Below are 17,045 nucleotides of genomic sequence, written 5' to 3'. Positions count from 1 at the left end.
ATTATTCATGAATACCTCGGACTTTCTTAATGACTGGCGTCGCTTGTCGGCTGCCAGTCGCGTGTTGATCCTTAACAGCTTTACCTTCAACCTAGGTTTTTACATGCTGTTGCCCTATCTCGCGGATCATCTGCAGCGGTCATTGGGGCTGAGCCCTTGGTATGTCGGTTTGGTCATTGGCCTGCGTGTACTGAGCCAACAGGGCTTGTTCCTGATTGGGGGAACACTGGGGGATTACTTAGGTTATAAACGCTTAATCCTGTTAGGCTGCTTGATTCGGGTATTGGGCTTTGCTCTATTGGGGCTCGCACAAAATTTACCGTTGTTGTTACTGGGCGCTTTTTTCACAGGCTTTGCAGGGGCGCTATTTACCCCTTCTAGCAGCGCGTATTTGGCTTATCAGGCCACCGATCAAGTGCAACGAAATCGTATTTTTGCTATGCAAAACTGGGCGCGGGAAGGTGGGGTACTGCTTGGCCCTTTGGTCGGTGTTTCCTTTATGGCCGTCAGCTTTATGTGGGTTGGCTTAATCTCGGCGATTTTGTTTCTGGGGTTATTTTTTATTCAGTGGCGCTTTTTGCCTGAGCTAAGTGAACAAGTGAAACGTTCTTCTGCGGATCAGCGTTTCTGGCAACAATGGTCTAGCATGATGAAAAATAAGCGTTTTATGGGTTTTATCCTCTGCGCTTGTGCGTTTCATTTGTTTTTCCAACAGTTGTATTTGTCGTTACCGAATGAAGTATCAAGCCGTGGCCTTGGCCCTTATGTGATTACTTGGGTATTTATGACCACGTCAATTTTAGGCATTACGTTGCAAATGCCGATCAGTTATTGGGTCTCTCGTACCATTGGTAGTGCTAAAGCAATGGGATTAGGTTTGTTTATTATGGGCGGATCATTTCTGTGCTTTTTAATCGATGTGACCGGTTGGCCTTGGCTCAACTTTATTGCTTACGGCGTCATATTCAGTTTGGGATCCATGCTGTTGTTACCCCTATTAGGCGCGTATGTTCCGCTCTTTTGTGATAAATCGGAGCTTGGGAGTTACTACGGACTCTATTCCTGTGTGGGGGGGGTGGCCGCCTTTTTGGGGAACGTTGCTATTGGCTGGTTGTTATCATTGGATGGATTTAGTCATCAATGGATCTGGTTAGGCTTGGCACTGCTCGGTATTGTCTCAGGGATGGGCATGTATCGGCAGGTTTGTGGCCTATCGACGAAAGTAACCGCATAACGCCAATGCCTATCACCTTTGTAGAGGCGGAAAAGAAGCCTAAGTGCTTTTTTGGTACATGACACTTAGGCTAATATTCACGGAGCATTCAGCAATGAAAGTATTATTTAGTTGGTGTCCAATGAGAAATTTTCTTGAAGAAGGTAAGGGCTTCTTTTTCCGCTTCAATCATTTTTTCTTGTGGGAAATAGCTTAGTTTTACAATGACCGTTTTGGTGTCTGGATCGACGAATATAAACTGACCTTGTAACCCAATGGCTGAGTAGGCCTTGCAGTTTGGCATGGTCCACCATTGGTAGCCATAACCACCGCTTTGTGGGTCTTCAGGCAAGGCTGGGCAAGTGGATAGATCGACATACTTTTCGCTGATAATGCGATGACCATTAAATTCGCCTTTGTTGAGCATTAGCTGACCAATTCGTGCCCAGTCGCGAAGTGTGGCGTTAAAACCAGCACCTGTGAACTCGCGGCCAATGCCTGGCGGTCCATCCATGATGAAGAAGCCATTTTGTTCCATGCCCATGGGCTCCCACATTTTTCGAGCCATATAAGAAGAGAGATTTTCGCCCTTTAATACCTTTTCGAGTAAAACACCTAATACGGCAGTATCAATGGTTTTGTACTCAGATACTGTACCTGGTGTATGTTTGCGTTCTAAGGTCTTGGCGGTGTCTGCAAAGCGGGCGACATTTTTGACTAGGGCTAATATATGGTTTTTGGCGGCTATACCTGGATGAATAAAATCGTAACGTTCTTCGTAATCTACTCCGGAAGTCATTTCCAACACTTGGCGAATAGTAACGCCTTCATAGGCACCCGTTGCTAGTTCAGGCAGGTAGTGGGTAATCAGCTCGTCTAAGGATTCGATACGACCTTCTTCATAAGCAATCCCAACTAAAATAGACACTAATGATTTGGTCATAGACCATCCCATGTGACGAATATTTGGTTGCATATGGTTAAGATAGTTTTCGTAAACGATTTTGCCGTCTTTCATGACTAACATGGCGTTGGTATAGGTGCGATCTAGAAAGTCGTTTGTTGTGTAGTTTTTACCTTCAAACGAATAGGTCAAGTCCATGTCGGCGTCTTCGCGGGGCAAGATCGATACGGGACCAGAGTGCCCGACTTGGCGTGTGGTAAATAGTGTGTCCATAGAACGAAAGGTGAGCGTGTTTACATCGCCATCTAGCATGGCCCAGCGTAGATTTTGGATCGCGACAGGGACGTCAGAAACCGGTCCGACCTTGGCGACTAAAGGGTTTACCTGATTAGGGTTTACCTCACTGGTCGAGATGGAATCGGATGGTAGTGTGCTGGGTGATGTATCATCGATAGGCATGTTTTTGATGGTTTTATTTGCCAACATAGAGAGCTCTCCTGATAGAAGTTGTTCTTATATGGAGACCGTTATTTTCTGAGAATAACGACTGTTTTCAATAAGACGGTATTCTCTATCATCTGAATTGTGCGGATAAATGTCATCTCCCATATGGGAGATCTTTTCGGCTTCTTGAGGGTTGTCTTATTTAATGATTGAACGGTAGGTCGCTTGGAAATGGCTTGAAATGTTAGAAATAGCGTGAGGTACTGGCAGAAACGGATGACCAAAGGCGTTGTACCAGCTCGGATTGCCGATTAATGCGCATTTTTGAGAAAATGCTTTTTAGCTGAATACGAGCCGTACCTACTGAGACACCACGACGTTCAGCATAATCGTTTAATGAATGTCCCTCAGCAAGGGCAATGGCCAACAGAGACTCTGTGGGGGTTAGGCCAAAGAGCGTTTGAATTTCATTTTGCTGTAAGCTCGTTGAGTCTTTGCCTTTTAAAAACATAATGACATTATTTTTAGACACCATGTTCAAATCCACACACAAGGAAGGACTTTGGTCGACAGGGGAAAGCAACACTTCGATTGACTGCTCGCTATTCTTGCCTAACACCGCAATGCGTCTAATGCCTCGAGAAGAGGAAGAAACAGTCCGTTGGAAGTGCGTTTTGAACTCTTGTAAGTCTTGTGATTGTCTAAATACCAACTTTTGGTTGATGAGTGATAGATCGCTCGATTGGTCAATAAGCTGGTGGGCGCAAGTGTTACACCAAGATATGTTAGCCTCATTGTCTAAGAGTAACACCCCAGTGCGTAATTGATTCATCGCACTGGTCATATGGCTATGAAGATGCAACGTAGCATTCATTTTTTCGGTTAACGAAACGGCTTGTTTTATATGGGGGGCGAGCCGCATGAGCAAGGCTTGAATATCGGGTGAAAAGCCCCTGTCTTCTCCCACTAAATGATGAGCGATTAAGCAGATATAAGCACTAGACTCTCCCTGAATGTCTAACATAATGGCCTTGCCTAGTCCTGCATTCGAGAGTTGGTGTTGAAAGCGTTGAAAACGAGGGCTATGAGGTGAAAAGTAATCATCATCGCAGATCACCTGAATCGGACTTTGTAGCGGAATCTCGTGACGTGGGTTGTCGCTATTATTCACCCATTTATCATGGAGTTCTGCATGTTGTAGGGAAAAGGCATCGCGAACACTCCACTTGAGGGTAAAAGTATTATTGGTCTCACGACGATAGACTTGTAGTGCGACGCTGGAGGCGTTTAATATCCTTTTTAATTGATTTAACACGCTAACCCATTGCTGAGGCGCATCTACACAGCCATAGATATCGGAGATGAGATCATTCTCTTGCAACATACTTATTTTTTTCTCTCCTAGATGACTAGGTCATGTAATCAACTCATTCATTATCAAGGGGCTAAAGTGTTCTTATTTTTATAGTAATATAGACTTTAGCCTCGAGGAAGTACAAAAGACTGTCCCGCAAAGAAAGTAGAGTGATGAGCTGAAGAGAGAGGCTGACGTTACAATGCTTCAATATTATCCAAGCACCATTTAGCGTGGGCTAAAACGGCGTGTTTTTGCTCTTTCGTTTGCTTATCCCAGTGACCATAAAGCATGCCGATACGTGGATTGGTGGCGATCCTTGAGCGATGTTTGATCATAAAATGCCAGTAAAGGCTATTGAGTGGACAGGCCTTTTCACCGACTTTCTCTTTGACTTTATAGTGGCAGTCACCGCAGTAATCGCTCATTTTCTGAATGTAATGACCACTGGCAGCGTAAGGTTTGGAGGCTATCCAGCCTCCGTCAGCAAACTGGCTCATCCCCCGAGTGTTTGGCAGCTCGACCCATTCTAGAGCATCGACATAAATGCCCAAATACCACTCATCCACTTGATCTGGCTGAATGCCAGTTAATAAACAGAAGTTTCCTGTCACCATAAGCCGCTGAATATGATGAGCATAAGCATAGTGGAGCGATTGGCCAATGGCACTAGCAAGGCAGTGCATCTTAGTGTGTCCATGCCAAAAATAACTAGGGAGATCTCGCTCGGCATCCAATACATTCTGCCGCTGGTAAGCGGGCATATTAATCCAATACATACCCCGCATATACTCTCGCCACCCCAGTATTTGCCGGACAAAGCCCTCAATTTGAGCAATATCGATGGCATCATTATGTTGATAGTGAGTAATCGCCGCTTTGATAACGTGTTTTGGACTAATCAACTTACTGTTGAGAGCAAAGGATAAACGCGAATGGTATAAGCTCCAACTATGGGGACTTTTATGAGTCATTGCATCTTGGAAACGACCAAAGTTGGGTAATAAATGCTCACAAAAGAATGTCAGCAAGCTTAGCGCATCTTGACTGGTCACGGGCCAAGCTAAGCTGGCTTGTGCGGTACCAAGGGAGACAATGCCATGACGTTCTATGCGCTCAAGTAAATGCGTTACATCGTGCTGAAAACACAAAGGAACAGGAATATTATCAAGGTCGCTTTCTTTGAGTTTATTGCGATTATGACTGTCGTAGTTCCATTTCCCCCCTTCTGGCTGGCCTTCTCCTGCCATCAGGACATTAAAACGTTGGCGCATTCTACGATAAAAATGCTCCATTCGAACTGGATGATTGGCTTGAAAATAATGGGGAATCTCATTGAATGGCAATAGGAAATGCTCACTATCGACCATGTGTACGGAAGGGACCGACTGTTGGGTGATAAGGGTTTGATATTGCTTGAATACACGATATTCATCCGGGCGCTGCAATTCAATATGCTGCACTTTGTGCTGGCTCGCCAGTGTCAGGATGACCTCATCAAGCGTTTGTCCTTGCGTGTCATCCAACGTGAGATAACATACTTGATGACCATGGTCTTTTAAAGCCTCTGAAAAACGTTCCATAGCGAGAAAAAAGGCGCACAATTTTTGGATATGGTGTGTCACGTAAGTCGCTTCTGGGTGCAGTTCTGCGATCAGATAAAGCACGTCCTGGTCTCTTTTTTGAAACCAAGAATGGGCCGCGTTTAATTGATCGCCAAGAATAACGCGCAGTGTATGGTAAGAATGGTTTGTATGCATGGCTACAGGCGCTAAGACATTCTACGATAAATGGGCCAGTCGGCCGCATCGACGGAATCTAATAGTTCATCAAAACGGTGACCTTGCCATTTGTTTATAAAATGATGGTTTGGATCGTATTGCTCGGTTTGTTTTGCTAAATTAAAGTGACGTCCGCCCCTTGGATCAGCACCAACTCCTGCAATGTATTGCCAATTTCCCCAGTTTGCCCCAACGCTATAATCAATCAATTGTTCTTCAAAATAAGCGGCACCGTAGCGCCAATCGACACCTAACTCATTGATTAGGCAACTGGCGGCCAGTTGCCGGCCACGATTGCTGATATAGCCCGTTTGATTAAGTTGTTTCATGCAAGCATTAACCAGTGGGTAAGGGGTGTTGCCCTGACACCATTTACGGAATCGTTCCGCATAATAACTGCCGTGAGTCTGTTTGCCAGATAGGCCGCCTGGTAAAAACAGCTGCTTGCCATAACAGGTTGCATACCAATGGAAATATTCACGCCACAGCAACTCGAAATAAATCCAGTAGGTCGACTCGTTCGCCCCATGATCCCGTTCATATGCATCGATACTGGCCTTAATTTGATGAGGGGATAAACTACCTTGCGCTAACCAAGGGGAGAACTTAGTGGAGTTTTCCCAGCCATCCAACGAATTACGCACTTCTTTATAGTGGCTTGGTAGTGTTGTCGAAAAATAGTCGCTTAGCTGACTCACGGCGGCGTATTCTCCCCCGGTAAATGCTCCACTACTTTCGACGTGCTCAATTTGCCAAGGGCGAATTAACGGCATATCAAAATGGGGAACCGGAGGAAGCGCTCTTGGTGTTGGAAGCGGAGGAGAGACCACGACCTCTTCGACCAAGTGGCGAAACTGTGTGAAGGTGTCTGGTAATTTTGATCCGGCAAAAGGGAGTTGTGAGGGTGAAAATAAACTTAAACCATGATCGATATGAGAACGGACATCAGGGTAGAGTTTCGCAATACGATTGAGAGACTGTTGCTCATCCCAACCACCATGGTGGTTACGATATAAATGGGAGATAGGTACTGTGTCAAATAGTAGGCCCAAGCTGGTGACGGCATCCATGGTGCTGACAAACAAAGTTTGTCCGATAGCACCTAATTTTATAGCCAGATCATTGAGGCCTTGCACTAAAAAGCCTCGACGAATGGCTGACATACCTTGTGTCGAATAACGGCTAGGGCGACGTTGATGGGGCTCATCGCAATACAAACAGACGAGATAGTCCATTTCTTGCGCGGCTTTCCACAACATGCTTTGATCCGAACAACGTAAATCATCCCCAAACCAAACTACGCCTACTTTCATCGTACGCTCCTGCTTCGTTGTCTTACTGCACAAGTTTAGTACGTTTTAACCAATAATTCAGATTGCTCTGCCTATTCAAAATACCTAGTGTGTGCAAAAAATAGATTATTTTTTATTGGTGAGCAAAAACCATAGTGAAAATGCGGTTATAATAGGCGGCATTATTTCTGTTAACGTCAAAGGTTGTGATAAAACGATGAGTCTTCCTAATTGCCCACAATGTAATTCTTCTTACGTCTATGAAGATCAAGCCATGCTGATTTGTCCAGAGTGCGCCCACGAATGGAACCCGAATGAAGAGGTTGTGGATGAGGACGCGCTTATTATCAAAGATGCGGGTGGCAATCTGCTACAAGAAGGTGACAAAGTGACCTTGGCAAAAGATCTAAAAGTAAAAGGCTCGTCTCAAGTGCTTAAAATCGGCACCAAAGCGACCATCAAACGTCTAGTCGACGGTGACCATGACATCGACTGTAAGTTGGATGGCGGTGGTGACATGATGCTGAAATCTCAGTTTGTGAAAAAGATGTCTTAAGGCTTCTTTATCATCACAAAAAAACCGCCTTAGCGACCTTCGCTAAGGCGGTTTTTTTGTCCTTTGATTCGCTAAGCATCAACTTTTTAGAGCGAATTTTTTGTTTTCCTTATTGCGCAATTTGCAGCGTTTAGGGAAATGAATATAACCAATCAAGGTTCCGACGAGGATGAATACCAGCGCAATGGTTAAGCCGCTGGTCCAGTGCTCACCAAATAGAGGGACAGCCAGTACGCTGGCAAACACTGGCACCAATGCCATCAAACTGCCCATCTTAGTGGCACCGATGATATGTACGGCACGACCATAAAAAATCATCTGCACTACCGTCGCCATAATCCCTTGGTAAAACGCCTGGATACCGAGCATTTGCCAAGAGGCATCGCCTAAATGGTGTGGTAAGAAAAACACATACACGGGCGTAAATAGTATGGTCGTCACCGTAATAATGCCCAGTGTCGCGTGCCAAGGGGCAAACTTCCAACGGCGTAGCAATACCGTGAAAATACCCCAAAAAACACAGGCAATCACAAAGCTAATATCGCCTAGCCAATAGGGTGCGCCTGACAGCATGGTCTCTATTAATAGGGCGAGAATCCCTAAACTGCTTACTAGGATACCGATCCAAGACGCTGCTGAGTGGCGTTCATTTGCTAAGAAATAGGCGAATACTGCAATCATAATCGGCATTAAACCGGGTAAAAGTAACGCCGCATGTGTCGCCGGTGCATGCTGAAAACCATTATAAACGAACAAGGCATAGCCTAAACCGCCAATACTGCCCAGAACAAACATACGCCATTGCAAAATGGTCTTACGGTGCTGCCAGATAAAAGGCGAAAACAAAATGAAGGCCGTGCCAAAACGCACTATCATCATATCGGGCAGCGCCAATGAACCGAGTGCTCCAGCTTTAGAAACCAAAATAAAACCTGTCCAAATTGCCACCGCTGCTAGTGCATACGCTAGCCCTTTGATTGGCAAGGAGGAGGTCTCCATTGTCGAATTTTGCATAATATACCCTCTTTCCTTTAAGTTTTAGACAGTATAAAGTGATGGGGTATTCATTAATAATGAATAATTAAGAACAAGTCATTCACTAAAAATGAAAGAGTTGCTAAATGGATATTTCAGATCTTTTGGTTTTCAAAGCGGTGGTCGAACACAAAGGCGTTACTCGTGCAGCACAAGCGCTTCATCGGGTGCCGTCCAATGTCACTGCACGGCTAAAAAAATTGGAAAGCGAACTGAATGTAGAGCTGTTTTTGCGAGAGAATAACCGACTTTCCGTCACGTCAGCTGGTTTGAGATTATTGGACTACGCCGATAAAATTTTACAACTACAAAAAAGTGCCATTGCGGAATTAACCCAAGCGGAACCGTCTGGATTATTACGTTTGGGATCCATGGAAAGCAGTGCCGCATCACGTTTGCCTCGCATTTTAACCTACTATCACGATGCCTACCCAGCGGTGCAAATTGAGCTGATGACCGCCGCTTCCATGCCTTTAATTGAGCGTGTGTTAGAAGGGACGTTGGATGTGGTGATGAGCTCTGATCCGCCGGACGATCCCCGATTATCCTGTACTTATTGCTTTGAAGAAGAGTTGGTATTGATCATGCCTGCCGCTTGGGGGGAACTGGAAACCTTACCGGAGGCTCTCACCATGGTGGGCTATAACAAAGGCTGCTCTTATCGTGATCGTTTAGAGAAGTGGCTAAAGCGTCATGAGCGGACCTGCGAGCGCATTATCGAGATTCCCAGCTACTACACCATGATCAGCTGTGTGATTGCCGGAATGGGTATTGGCATGGTACCGCGTTCACTGCTAGCGCTACACCAAACCGAAGGTTTAACCTACCGCACCGTCGAACCAGATATTGCCAATGCCCCCACCTATCTAGTGTCCCGCAAAGACAGCCCTTCCAGCGCAATCAGTGCGTTTGTGGAGTGTACTCAGCAAATCTTTGAAGAGCATTAAGCTTTATTCTTAAGTAATGATATATGACCTAATAGCTATGCCGTATTCATGGGGAGCATCTACTAATCTACTATCTGTAAAACAAAATAAGTAGAAGCCGGATAATAAGCAAGTGGTTTGGAAAGCCGTATCGCTCCTCATACTCTTTGTGTAATGCCGTGTAATACCTTTTTGCTTGATGTTTCTATATAACTCTTTCTGGATTATGGCCTAGTGAATGGCATGTAAAATATTCTGGAGAGTGTGACAATGTGTACTGACTTTACAATAAGTGCGAAAGATGGCGCTTTCATCAATGGGCGAACCATGGAGTTTGCCGAAGATTTGCGGTCAAATATTTTTTTTAGGAAAGCGGGTTATCGATTTTTAAACGACAATAGACCTAGTCGAGCGCAATTTATTTGGACTGGCAAATACAGTTATGTGGGCGTCAATGCGTTAGGTTTAGACTGTGTATCTGACGGTATCAATACCGAGGGGCTGTCTGGGGGGGCCTTGTGGTTGCCTGAAAGCGAGTACCCCAAAAGTACCAACCCTGCCAATACCATTAGTAATCTTGATTTTTTGCAGTGGGTGCTAAGTAGTTTTTCCAACTGCAACGAAGTGGTGTTAGCGATGGGAAAAATAGTGGATGAAGAGAGTCCGCTAAACACTTTTTTTGAATACAGAGACTCCATTTACTTCCAGCCTCAAGTGCAAGTTACTCCGATTAGCTACCAAGAATTGGATAGAAGTGGGCCTTCAGGTATTTACCCTATTCATTTCCCTCTTCACGACAAAACGGGCCATAGTATTGTCATTGAATTCATCGATGGAAAAGTTCGTATATACAATAACCCAGTACATACCTGCACTAACTCACCAGAATTTCCTTTTCATATGAGTAATCTACGCAACTATGTGAATCTTCAACGAGAGAATGTCAAAAGCGCGACGTTGCAGGGCTATGATTTTACATCAACGGGCAATGGGTCTGGCTTAAAAGGGCTTCCAGGTGATCCAACACCACCGAGCCGATTTATTAAGACGGCTTTTACGTCGGGTTTTGTGAACCAAGGGAAAGATTCGAATGAAGCACTGAATATAGGGTTTCATATTATGAATACTGTGGACATTCCTAAAGGCCTAGTGGTTGAGCCTCAAAATGAAGGGGCTGGAGAAGATTATACTCAGTGGGTGGTTAGCAAAGACTTAACCAATGGCGTGTTCTGTATTCGTTTTTATGAATCGCCACAAGTGACCGCGATCGCGTTAAACGACGTGGACTGGGATGAGAAAGATGGTAAATGCTATCGTCCTGAAGCGGTCAGCCCTTACGATATCAAGTTAACTGAGGTAAGCCGATAGAGATTACTCTCAAATGGCGCGAGGAGTAGGACAAAATAATGGTTTTGTTCTACTGCGTGCCATTGGTTCGAAACGTCATCTTGTTTGCTTGTAGCATGTTATCCGTTGCTGTTCGCTCTGCTTGGGGAGGTTTTTCTTACGATCAGTTGCACGGGGATTCTCTCTAGCTGCTGTGCTTTGGTTGCGTCGCGTCCTCTGGCTTCTAAGCACGAGAGTGCTCTTAGTGCGGTCTCCTTGATGTTTTGGGAAATGGTGGTTAATTGATAACTGTATTGAGCCGTAAGGGGCGTATCGTCAAAACCAATTAAGTGGAAGTCATGGGGAGCGTCTAGACCCTGTTCGCGCATGCCATCTAAATAACCACAGGCCAGCTGTGCGTTGGCACAAAAGAGGCCGTCGATGGTTTGCCCTGATTGAAAGATTCTGTGGGCCGCGATTCGTCCACCTTGGTAGCCCTCTTCAGGAGCCTCGATAGAGAGTAAACGAAGCGCTTCGTTTTGCTGTAAACGTCGATCGTCAATGGTCTGACGAAAGGCATTACCTCGACTCACGCCGGACCAAGTAGAGTGTTTATAGTTCAGCCAGCCAATGGTCTGACAACCAGAGCGAATCAGTTGATCGGCCGCTAGCGTGGCTCCCATGGTGTTATCCGAACAAACAAAATCGACTTCAAGGAGATCCATATGACGGTTAATGCCCACCACGGGAATATTATGCTGAACGCATTCTTTGATTAAATTAACAGGGGGTTGGCCGGATGTGACGATGACGCCAGACACCCGAAACTGTGTAAATCGACGAATGGTTTCGGTTAAATCTTGCTGGCTTGTTACCTCAGTGACTAAGGCTTGATAGCCTTGCTGTTGAATTTCCGTTAACAGGCCTTCCAATAGGCTGCTACGGAAGGGATCGCTTAAATGGGCCACGACGACGCCGATTAACTGGCTGCGCTTACGGTTCAGGCCTTGGGCAAGAAAGTTAACTTGGTAGCCTAATTCTTCGGCGGCCTTTTGTACTTTTTCTCGTGTTGCTTGTGACACACTGCCATTGTTCGTTAATGTACGGGAGACTGCTGCTCTAGAAACGCCGGCTTTGTTGGCAACGTCTTGTGCCGTGACGGTTTGATGTTTTTTCTCGGACATGATGATCCTTTCAGGGCTGTATGAGTGAATAAAATCAAGGCATTGCTAGCCAGTAAACGGGATGCGTTACTCTAGGTTAAATCGAATGTTTGCCCATCCTGACTCAGAAATAACCGTGGCTCGTTGGTGATGCTCTGGCGAATCTGGGGTAATGCTTCGTCAAAGCAGTGGTACAGGCCCAACTTTTTTAGATTGGATCGTGCTAATAAGCGTAAACAATCCGGTAAATCCCCATGGGATGCCTCTTTTGGCAATGAATAAAAAGCCGCACATTCTTGAAACGCCAAATCTGTATTGAGCATTAATGCTTCACTCTCAGGGGTAGGTCGACCATCTCCGCTGTAGAAAAAGTGTCGATCATCGATGCTTAAGCGAATGGCTCGATTCGCCATTTCGTGTTGCGTCAGGGCGGTTTTTATCGACCAATGACGCCACTGGAAGTCTTCTTCAATCTCGTGCCAACGGATCTCAAAACAAACATGGCGCTCCGGCCAGACTGCGAGCGCGACTAGGGATTCCAACGGCTCCTGTTGTTCTTTTTGACAATAAATATCGAGTGCTTGTGTACGCTGCATACTTTTCCACTGATTGATTAGGGCCGCCAAACCAGAGCAATGATCAGGGTGGATATGAGTGAAATAAATGGCTTGAATGGCATTTATATCAGTATGGCGTTGCCACAGGGCCCTTGGCACCGTTGGTCCACAGTCGATAAGCCATTGGTTTTTATGCTTATCCTCAATCCGCACGGAAGAGGTATTATGGATTTTGGAAAAGGCACTACCGCAACCGATTACGTCGATTTTCATTTCTGCTCACCATACTGTCTTTTTAACTTAATTAAAATGTCACAAAGTTCCGACAAAGTAGGCATCAATAATGTCGCTTAGAGATTGCATTTTTTTTACAAAGCAGTGAACACGTGTTCATTCTTTTAAAGCGACCACGTATTGGCACACTTTGGAGTGAAGTATGACGCGTTTGCATATCGATAACCTGCAAGTTGGCTACGGTAATAAGCGGATATTAAACAACATCAGCTTGACGGTAGAGCAAGGCGAGATGATGGCGCTACTTGGTCCATCAGGTTGCGGTAAGACGACATTGTTAAACGCATTGTGTGGCTTTTTGCCAATAAAACAGGGCGATATTTTTGTAGGACAACGGACGATCAGTCACTTACCTGCGGAAAAACGCAATATCACCATGGTGTTTCAGAGCTATGCACTTTGGCCGCATATGACCGTGGCACAAAATATCGGGTATGGCTTAAAGGTACAAAAGATCAAACAGAAAGAGATCCAAACACGGGTCAAAGCGTTACTCGATATTGTCAAATTAACGGGCTTAGAAGAAGAGAAAGTGACGGCACTCTCCGGTGGACAACGTCAGCGAGTGGCGCTCGCCCGAGCATTAGCGATTCGTCCTGATGTGCTGGTATTGGACGAGCCTCTATCCAATCTGGATGCCAAAGTCAGGCTGGCGGTTCGCCATGAAATCAAAGCCTTACAAAAACAACTAGGCTTTACTTCGCTGATTGTCACCCATGACCAAGAAGAAGCCTTAGTGATGGCAGATCGAGTCGCCATTTTGAACCAAGGTAATATTGAGCAAGTGGGGACGCCTGAAGCGATTTACCATGCCCCTGCTAGCGCCTTTGTGGCGGATTTTATGGGGGCGGACAATCATCTGACTTGGCCCATTCATCCATCAATGGTGGGGGATTCATTGGCGATTACTCTTACTCACACTGACGTATCCCAACAGAGACAGTGCCAAATCTACTTTCGCAGCGAGGATGTATCGCTGTCCCCTCGTCTCACCGATGATGACAAAATAAGCGGGCTAATGATCCTAGGGGAAGTCATGCACAGTGCGTTTTTAGGTCATGACTACCGAATTAGTGTGCGTTGCGGAGCGCACACTTTTCAGGCGAATTACCAAGATAATTTGCCGGAAGCTACCTCCGTCAGACTACATGTTCCAGCTCATGCGCTGCATATCTTCGATCATCCAAGCGAAGCAAGCAACGCGCCACTCTCTAACGCCGTATCAGTCTAATCCATGAGGGATAATCATGTTTACTAGAACTAGAATTGCCGTGTTGGCCGCCATCGGTCTTACTTCAGTGATCAGTGCCGCCCACGGAGAAACCGTATTGAATGTTGCCTCTGCTGGTAGCCAAAATATGGTGGATTATGTCAAAACTTATCTAGCGCCAAAATTCGAGGCGACGCACCCGGGTGTGACAATCAACGTCATTGGTACAGGCCCTGGTGATGCAGGATCACAGAAAATATATGAAAAACTGTCGGCTCAAAAAGACAGTAACCAGCCAACATGGGACATCGATGTCGCCGTTGTCCATCAAAAAATGGGTGGCGAAATGGTCAAAGATGACCTGCTTGCGAAGTATCGTTCACAGATCGACACTGGCAAATTAGTGTCTCGTGACAGTGCTAAAAATGCCCTAGGAACAAACGTTAATGGCTATGTTATGCCCATGTTTCACAGCCAAACAGCCATTGCCTACAACAGTGATTTTGTGAAGCACCCGCCGACCTCTTACAACCAGTTGGTAACCTGGACGCAACAGCATCCAAAGGAATTTGGTTATAACGGCATTAAAAATGGTATGTCAGGGGTGAGTTTTGTGACAGGTTGGATTTACGCCTACGGTACCAATGCCAAAACCTTATCGAGCGAACCTTACAATAAGGCGAATGAGGCCAATTGGAAGAGTGCGTTTGCAAAGCTTAAAGCGTTCAACAAAAACGTTACCTTCACGCCGGGCAATGCTGGGACGTTAGATATGCTCAATCGCGGAGAGATTTTCATGGGCCCCGTTTGGGTCGATATGTTCTATAGCTGGAAAGCACAAGGCAAAATTCCCCCTTCGATGAAGCTGAGCTTGATTGCCCCCGGTATGCCTGGTCAACCTATGTATTATGTAATTCCCAAAAAAGCGGCTCATCCCGAATTGGCTCGTCAATTTATTGAACTGGCGACCAGCCCAGAAGTGCAAGCACAGGGCATTGTGAAGCGCTTTAATTGGTACCCAGGGATTGATGCGAAATACGTGAAAAGTAAGCTGGATAAGGCGACTTGGGACAAATTGTTTGCCGAAATTACCCCCGAAGATTTATCGAAATATGGCAAAAGTTTCCCTATTGCCCAGTATTTTGATGACATCAAAGAGGGTTATGAGCGCCAAGTGTCAAATTAATACGGTTAGCATGACGAACATAGCAAGCGAGCAAGATGTGACTCGCTTGCTATTGATTTGAACTCCATCGATTGAGAGACACAGGTTATATCTTATGCAACAAAAAGAAGCGCAGAAACTTTGGCTCATTGCCCCCGCTGCTCTCATGGTGAGTCTTTTCTTCTTATACCCTTTGTGCTTTTCGCTTTATTCTGCAGTGACTCTAGATGGAGCGCTAACTTTAAGCCACTTGGATAAGGCGTTCGAGCTGTACTCAAAGGACATGCTGTTTACCGTCATTATTGTGCTGGTGTCCGTGATGTTATTGGCTATTTTATCGATTAGCATTGCGGCATTGATTACCCTGTCGCCCTTTCGTTCGGTGGTGGGCATATTGGGGTTTTTATACCGACTGCCTTTGTTTATTCCTTTTATTGTGGCCGCGCAAATGATGCGTACCTTTTTGGCCAAAAATGGCTTAATGAATAACGCGTTTGTGGCCTCAGGATTGATGACGCCCATGGATACCATCTCTTTTTTGGGCTGGAGTGGCATTATTATCACCTTTGTGTGGAAGCAGTTGGCCTTTTCGACATTATTAATTTCTGGTGCCATGGCAGCGTTAGATGACGCGCAAATTCGAGCGGCACGTAATTTGGGGGCATCACGGTTGCGTATTTTATTTGGCATCATTTTACCGCAAATCGCCCCTTCTCTTGGAGTGGCGCTGGTCTTATCGACAGTTACCATGATGTCTGTTTTGTCAGTGCCCATGATGATTGGTACGGGTACACCAACCATGATCAGCGCGGATATGGCCTTCCGAGTGGACTCTTACGGAGACTATCATGTGGCGAATGCCTTGGGCTTGGTGTCTTACCTGATTTGTGCGGGGCTGGCCTGGTTTTATCTACGTCAAAGTCTAAAAGACAAAGGAGCCGCAGCATGATGGTGGCGCAAAGTGTCTCTAATAACATAGTGTTAAAGCGGTTAAAACGTCTGCCGTTTGCAAGTAGCTTTTGGCTACAAATGCTGTTTATTCTGATTTTTTCTTTGTTATTGTTTGGCCCTATTATCAACTTATTGATTTGGACCGTCACCGAGGTCTGGTACTTCCCTCATGCCCTACCGACTCAATGGGGATTGAAATATTGGCATCAGGTCTTTAACCCTTACAGCGATGTGTCTGGCTCCTTGTTAACCAGTCTGCTGATTGCCGTATTGACCGTTGGGGTGTGTTTATTGGTGTCTGTTCCGGCGGGTTATGCCTTATCGAAGCGCAGCATGCCGTTGCGTGTTTTTTGGATGTTGTTATTTTTGATCCCTCAGGCCTTCCCGAACTTAACCGTGTACATGAACATTGCCCGTCTTTTCTATGGCTTTGGTTTAAATGGCACGTTATTGGGCGTGGTATTGGTTCACAGTGTTCACGGCTTAATGTTTTCCGTTTGGATCAGTGTGGCGGCGTTTTCAGCAACAGATCCCTTGTTGGAGCGGGCCTCACGTAACTTGGGCGCAGGATCGTTTTATACGTTTTTTCATATCGTGCTGCCTCAAGCGGCACCGGGGATTATGGCGAGTTGTATTTTTGTGTTCTTAGAGTCGTTGGACGAGTTTACCGGCACTTTCTTTGTTGGTGCGCCGGACATCACGACGCTGCCACTTCTTCTCTACAGTGCAAGTATGGAAGGTAACTATCAAATTGCCTCGATTACTGCTCTGATTCTGCTGGTACCCTCTATTTTATTCATGGTGGTGATCCACAAATTTATGAAACCTGAGATGCTAGCGAAACTGGGCAAATAAAATTTCAGGTCGCCTAAAG

General features: G+C 45.6%; 15 protein-coding genes. 8 read left to right on the top strand and 7 right to left on the bottom strand.

Annotated elements, in window-relative coordinates; genetic code table 11:
* Positions 1-7 precede the first annotated feature (7 nt).
* Complete coding sequence (locus JHD45_RS06115) at positions 8-1,234, top strand: MFS transporter (RefSeq protein ID WP_199475621.1); 1,227 nt, start codon at positions 8-10, stop codon at positions 1,232-1,234.
* A 103-nt stretch (positions 1,235-1,337) separates the two neighbouring features.
* Here JHD45_RS06115 and JHD45_RS06110 read toward each other — a convergent pair whose 3' ends face one another.
* The 4 genes from JHD45_RS06110 to JHD45_RS06095 all read right to left on the bottom strand — a co-directional run bounded on the left by JHD45_RS06110 (position 1,338) and on the right by JHD45_RS06095 (position 7,009).
* Positions 1,338-2,603, bottom strand: coding sequence for a serine hydrolase domain-containing protein (locus tag JHD45_RS06110; protein WP_199475620.1), 1,266 nt, complete (start codon positions 2,601-2,603; stop codon positions 1,338-1,340).
* A 202-nt stretch (positions 2,604-2,805) separates the two neighbouring features.
* A complete protein-coding gene (locus JHD45_RS06105; RefSeq protein WP_199475619.1) occupies positions 2,806-3,945 on the bottom strand; it encodes a hypothetical protein in 1,140 nt (379 codons plus the stop codon).
* A gap of 167 nt (positions 3,946-4,112) precedes the next feature.
* Positions 4,113-5,675, bottom strand: coding sequence for a cryptochrome/photolyase family protein (locus JHD45_RS06100; protein ID WP_199475618.1), 1,563 nt, complete (start codon positions 5,673-5,675; stop codon positions 4,113-4,115).
* Positions 5,676-5,686: 11 nt separating this feature from the next.
* Positions 5,687-7,009 (bottom strand): DASH family cryptochrome, encoded by a 1,323-nt coding sequence (locus JHD45_RS06095; protein ID WP_199475617.1) that lies wholly within the window; start codon positions 7,007-7,009, stop codon positions 5,687-5,689.
* A 196-nt stretch (positions 7,010-7,205) separates the two neighbouring features.
* Here JHD45_RS06095 and JHD45_RS06090 point away from each other — a divergent pair, with 196 nt between their 5' ends.
* Positions 7,206-7,544, top strand: a complete 339-nt coding sequence (locus tag JHD45_RS06090; protein WP_199475616.1) for a zinc ribbon domain-containing protein YjdM — start codon at positions 7,206-7,208, stop codon at positions 7,542-7,544.
* Between the two features lie 78 nt (positions 7,545-7,622).
* Here the strand turns inward: JHD45_RS06090 and JHD45_RS06085 are convergent, their stop codons facing one another.
* Positions 7,623-8,558, bottom strand: a complete 936-nt coding sequence (locus tag JHD45_RS06085; protein ID WP_233407618.1) for a DMT family transporter — start codon at positions 8,556-8,558, stop codon at positions 7,623-7,625.
* A 107-nt stretch (positions 8,559-8,665) separates the two neighbouring features.
* On the opposite strand from JHD45_RS06085, the gene JHD45_RS06080 reads away from it, so the two are divergent.
* A complete protein-coding gene (locus tag JHD45_RS06080; protein WP_199475615.1) occupies positions 8,666-9,526 on the top strand; it encodes a LysR substrate-binding domain-containing protein in 861 nt (286 codons plus the stop codon).
* 249 nt (positions 9,527-9,775) lie between these two features.
* The gene (locus JHD45_RS06075) at positions 9,776-10,873 is read left to right on the top strand and encodes a linear amide C-N hydrolase (protein ID WP_199475614.1); all 1,098 of its coding nucleotides are present in this window, start codon (positions 9,776-9,778) and stop codon (positions 10,871-10,873) included.
* Between the two features lie 98 nt (positions 10,874-10,971).
* Here the strand turns inward: JHD45_RS06075 and JHD45_RS06070 are convergent, their stop codons facing one another.
* Both JHD45_RS06070 and JHD45_RS06065 read right to left on the bottom strand, forming a co-directional pair.
* Entirely contained in the window at positions 10,972-12,015 is a 1,044-nt protein-coding gene (locus JHD45_RS06070; RefSeq protein ID WP_233407616.1) for a LacI family DNA-binding transcriptional regulator, read from the bottom strand.
* 71 nt (positions 12,016-12,086) lie between these two features.
* A complete protein-coding gene (locus JHD45_RS06065) occupies positions 12,087-12,824 on the bottom strand; it encodes an MBL fold metallo-hydrolase (protein ID WP_199475613.1) in 738 nt (245 codons plus the stop codon).
* Positions 12,825-12,987: 163 nt separating this feature from the next.
* Between JHD45_RS06065 and JHD45_RS06060 the strand changes: the two genes are divergently transcribed.
* The 4 genes from JHD45_RS06060 (at position 12,988) to JHD45_RS06045 (ending at position 17,026) form a co-directional block, all read left to right on the top strand.
* Positions 12,988-14,076 (top strand): ABC transporter ATP-binding protein, encoded by a 1,089-nt coding sequence (locus JHD45_RS06060; protein ID WP_199475612.1) that lies wholly within the window; start codon positions 12,988-12,990, stop codon positions 14,074-14,076.
* Positions 14,077-14,092: 16 nt separating this feature from the next.
* Positions 14,093-15,241, top strand: coding sequence for an extracellular solute-binding protein (locus JHD45_RS06055; protein WP_199475611.1), 1,149 nt, complete (start codon positions 14,093-14,095; stop codon positions 15,239-15,241).
* 94 nt (positions 15,242-15,335) lie between these two features.
* Positions 15,336-16,169, top strand: coding sequence for an ABC transporter permease (locus tag JHD45_RS06050; protein WP_067345057.1), 834 nt, complete (start codon positions 15,336-15,338; stop codon positions 16,167-16,169).
* Positions 16,166-17,026 carry an ABC transporter permease gene (locus JHD45_RS06045; protein ID WP_233407614.1) on the top strand — a complete coding sequence of 287 codons (861 nt, stop codon included), beginning with the start codon at positions 16,166-16,168 and terminating at the stop codon, positions 17,024-17,026. The genes JHD45_RS06050 and JHD45_RS06045 overlap by 4 nt, the downstream gene beginning before the upstream one ends.
* Positions 17,027-17,045: the final 19 nt, after the last annotated feature.

The sequence above is a fragment of the Marinomonas spartinae genome, from assembly GCF_016461715.1.
Lineage (GTDB): Bacteria > Pseudomonadota > Gammaproteobacteria > Pseudomonadales > Marinomonadaceae > Marinomonas > Marinomonas spartinae_A.
This window is presented reverse-complemented; position numbering and strand designations above follow the sequence as displayed.